Genomic DNA, 3,972 nt, shown 5'->3' on the forward strand with positions numbered 1-3,972 from the left:
CAACCTAACCAGGGAATTCAACGTGGATTGGGGGCCAGTCAGCCACCTGACCTGCTACCTCAATTACAGCGTCCTGGACAAGGCACCCTCGGGGTGGGCCGATTCCAAGCTGCACACCACAGGCTGCTCCATCACAGCGGGTCCGACCTTCACCTTTGTGGATATCATTCGCGGCAAGAACCATAACTTCATGGGGGTGGATCCGGTGACGGCCTTTGCCCAGGGGGACCCCAACGCAGACTGGGAAACCCGATTCAATATCAATATCGGGATCTATTGGTGACCCACCGCGGGGTCCGGGACGCTAAACCAGGGGGCTTTTCTGCCGCTATAGTATCAAGGGCCCTTGAGCGAAACCGGAACCTGACATGAACGAAGCTGGCGGCGTCCTTGAGTTTTTCCTGCCCGTGGGCAGGCGCCTGAGTGCGGAACAACGGACCCAGGCGCTCAACCTGACGGGAATCAGTCTGGCCCTCGGCGTTGCCGGCCTGTTCTTCACCCTGCGCTATTATCTGCTGGGCATGCCGCTGGGCAGCCTGGGGGTGCTGATCGCCAGCCTCATCGCACTTTGCTGCCCGCTGGTACTCAAGCTCAGCGGCAGCATTGCCGCCGCTCGCTTATTGGCGCTGGGCACCCTCAATGCCCTGCTGTTCTGGCTCTGTTTCGTCGCCGCCGGCGTCATGTCCTCTCCCGTGTTCTGGTTCGCCGTGGTCCCGGTTGCCGCCATTTTCACCGGTGGTTGGCGCCACGGCTACCTGTGGACGCCCATTGCGGCGGCCACGGTCATTCTCCTGCATCTGGGGGAACAGGGTGGCTGGCTGCTGCCGCTGGATCATCTGCCTGAAGAAGCCGTTCGACCCATGCAGATCAGCTCCTCCCTGGTCCTGCTGGTCGTGATGGCCATTCTGGCGCTTTTGTTCGAACGGGCTCGACGACGGGGTGTCGCCGAGCTGGAGCAAGTAAGCGCGGATCTGGCCTCGGCCGGATCGCATATGGCGGATCGCAGCCGCAGTATCGGGACCGAGGCCTCGGCAGTCGCCGAATTGCTCTCGGAGCAGGAGGAGAATCGGCGAAAGATCGAGTCACTGCTGGCGGAGCTGACGGACGTCGCCGAAAGGGCCTTCGGGGAAGCGCAGCAAATGGCTCAGGGTGCGGCTCGGGCCGAAACCCGGGCCGGGGACGGGGGCAGGCTCGCCCATGCCACCGTGGAAGAGCTGGAAGCGCTCAATCGTACGGTCCGGGAATCCGGTGAGGAACTCCGGAAATTGGCCAGCGGAACCCGCAGCCTGATGAAGGTGGTGGAGCTGATCGACAATATCGCAAGACAGACCCATCGCCTGGCCTTGAATGCCTCCATCGAAGCCGCGCGGGCGGGAGCTGAAGGTCGCAGTTTTGGTGTGGTGGCAGAAGAGGTCCGGGCCCTGGCCGAACGCAGTCAGGAGGCCGCTCACGAGATTGGTGATCGAATCGACCGCCTGGTTCACGGGGTCGAGGACGGCTCGTCGGGGATGCAGCGAGCAGCCGAGGTGATGGAAAGCAGCCGACATCAGGCCAGTGAGGCCGATCTTGCCCTGGGAGAGATCGTCGAGACGGCGCGACAACTGGCCGAACAAAGTCGAAATGTGGCAGAGGCAACGGAAAGACAGCGCGCAGCGGAACGCTCCCTGCGGGCCTGGTTCCAACAGCTGGGGGAGCGCCTGGAGCATATCTCGGCCTCCTCTGGGCGGATCGACCAGGCGGCCAATGAAGTAGGTGCCGCCCTGGATACCCTGGAGCGGGGTTTGGGCCGAAAACAATCAGATGCTGGGGAGAAACGATGAGCAGAGTCATCATCACAGGCGGCAACCGGGGCATTGGCCTGGAGCTTGCCCGTGGTTTTCACGTGCGGGGAGATGAAGTCGTAGTAGGCTGCCGCAGGGCCAGTGCGGCGCTTTCAGACCTTGGCGTCGAGTTCCATGAAGGCCTGGATGTGGCAGATCCGGCATCAATTGACCGCTTCAGTGAAGCACTGGGTGACCGGCCCGTGGACGTCCTCGTGAATAATGCGGGCGTTCTCAGTGTCCAGCGTCTCGGGGAGATAGAAGGGCAATCCATAGAAGACATCCTGACCCAGTTCAAAGTGAATGCCCTGGGGCCCCTATTACTCACACAGGCATTGCTGCCGCGAATGCATCCTGGAAGTCGCCTGGCAATCATCACCAGCCGAATGGGGTCCATTGCGGACAATACCTCAGGCGGCAGCTACGGCTATCGGATGTCAAAGGTTGCGGTGAACATGGCCGGCGTGTCCCTGGCACATGATCTGGCGGAACGGGGTATCGCCGTGGGTCTGCTGCATCCCGGTTTCGTACGCACCGAAATGACAGCAAGACAGGGTAACGTGGATGCGCCCCAGGCAGCTGCGCAGCTGCTTGAAAGGATTGACGAAATCAGGCCTGAGACCAGTGGCAGTTTCCGGCATGCCAATGGGGACCCCCTGCCCTGGTGAGAACAGGGCACTACCCAGCCGCCTTCATGGCACAATAGCACCTCCCAAGCTGATGACAATCACGAGGTTTTGTCTTGAGCAAGAAATACAATGAGGAGAATCCCCTGGTCTACTGCGGACCGTCTCCCATCCATGGCAAGGGCCTGTTTGCCAGGAAACAGATTGCCAAGGGCACCCATATCGGCAGCTACGAAGGACCCGAAACACAGAAGGACGGCATGCACGTGCTCTGGGTCTATGATGAGAATGACGAGAACCCGGTTGGCCGAAATGGCAAGAATGTCCTGCGCTTCTGCAACCATAGCAGTCGGCCCAATGCGGAATTCGACGGCTTTGAACTCTACGCCATTCGAAGAATCCGAAAAGACGAAGAGATCACATTCCACTATGGTGAAGACTGGGACGACGACGAATAGGAGCCTGCTTCATGCGTATTCTCGGCATTGCCGGCAGCCTTAGAAAGGCCTCATTGAACCGTCAGCTGCTGTCCGCTCTGGCTTCGCTGGCCCCGGAGGGCTGCGAAGTGGAACAGCGTGATATCAGCGGTATACCGGTTTACGACCAGGACCTGGAGGATGAGGGAATGCCGACAGCGGTTGAGTCGCTGAAGGAGGCCTGCGCCCAGTCCGACGGCTTGCTGCTGGTCAGTCCCGAATACAATCAGGGCGTGCCCGGGCCGCTGAAGAATGCCATCGACTGGATGAGCCGGCCGCCCGCTGATATCGGACGGGTGTTTCGGGGCCGGCCGGTGGCCATTACCGGCGCCACCCCTGGGCCCAACGGGACGCGTGCCGCCCAGTACGCCTGGCTTCCCACGTTTCGCGGGCTCGGCCTGCAACTCTGGTTCGGCGGTCAATTGTATGTTCCTGGCGCCACCAATGCCCTCGGCGACTCGGGTCGTTTCAATGATGAGAAGCTGGAGGAGCGGGCGCGGCAGTTCATGAGTGGTTTCGCCGATTTCATCCGGGTCCAATCCGTGGGACAGGTCCAATGACTGAGGCGATCCAGGGCCGGACTGTGGGTCTTGCTCTGGCAGCCGCAATCATGCTCGTGACTCTACTACCGGCGAAAACGGCCGACGCCAATGAGATCGGCATCGCCGCCTGGCAGTACACGCAGACCGTGGAAGGGCGGACCGCCATTCTGACCGGTGCCAATGCCCGCTGGCTCTCCCGCCCCGGCCACCCTCTCGGAAACGGCTGGCGCCTTCAGCATGGCTTTGAATTAGGACTTGGCAGAGCGCAGATTGATAACCGTGAACAAAGCTTTCTCTTGCTTGGCGGGCATGGTCGCCTAATCTACCCGGATGACGGCGTCGGCTTTTATGCTCAGGCCGGGGTGGGCACGCTGATTTTCCAGTCCGAGGAGCAGCGACCAGAGCAACCGGAGGCGTTCCGACGCCTGACGGAGAATGACACCTCCGTTCACATCGAAGTAGGCCTGCAGTCCCACCGGAGGGGTGGCTTCCAGATCGGCTATCGGCA

5 protein-coding genes and 1 pseudogene are annotated in these 3,972 nt (G+C 61.2%); all 6 read left to right on the forward strand.

The features are described 5' to 3' along the window. Positions 1 to 283 (forward strand): annotated as a pseudogene (locus ACJWXQ_RS04710) (hypothetical protein); the annotation flags it as partial. 85 nt (positions 284 to 368) lie between these two features. Next, positions 369 to 1,820: a methyl-accepting chemotaxis protein gene (locus tag ACJWXQ_RS04715; protein WP_346050741.1), complete on the forward strand. Its 1,452-nt coding sequence runs from the start codon at positions 369 to 371 to the stop codon at positions 1,818 to 1,820. Next, positions 1,817 to 2,488: an SDR family oxidoreductase gene (locus tag ACJWXQ_RS04720; protein ID WP_346050740.1), complete on the forward strand. Its 672-nt coding sequence runs from the start codon at positions 1,817 to 1,819 to the stop codon at positions 2,486 to 2,488. Before ACJWXQ_RS04715 ends, ACJWXQ_RS04720 begins: the two co-directional genes overlap by 4 nt. A gap of 74 nt (positions 2,489 to 2,562) precedes the next feature. Then, positions 2,563 to 2,904 (forward strand): SET domain-containing protein, encoded by a 342-nt coding sequence (locus ACJWXQ_RS04725; protein WP_346050739.1) that lies wholly within the window; start codon positions 2,563 to 2,565, stop codon positions 2,902 to 2,904. 11 nt (positions 2,905 to 2,915) lie between these two features. Then, complete coding sequence (locus ACJWXQ_RS04730; protein ID WP_346050738.1) at positions 2,916 to 3,482, forward strand: NADPH-dependent FMN reductase; 567 nt, start codon at positions 2,916 to 2,918, stop codon at positions 3,480 to 3,482. Continuing rightward, a partial coding sequence (locus tag ACJWXQ_RS04735; protein WP_406672274.1) for a hypothetical protein occupies positions 3,479 to 3,972 on the forward strand: 494 nt, incomplete at its 3' end. The genes ACJWXQ_RS04730 and ACJWXQ_RS04735, both read left to right, overlap by 4 nt.

Source organism: Natronospira sp., from assembly GCF_007134575.1.
In the GTDB taxonomy this organism is placed as follows: Bacteria; Pseudomonadota; Gammaproteobacteria; order Natronospirales; family Natronospiraceae; genus Natronospira; species Natronospira elongata.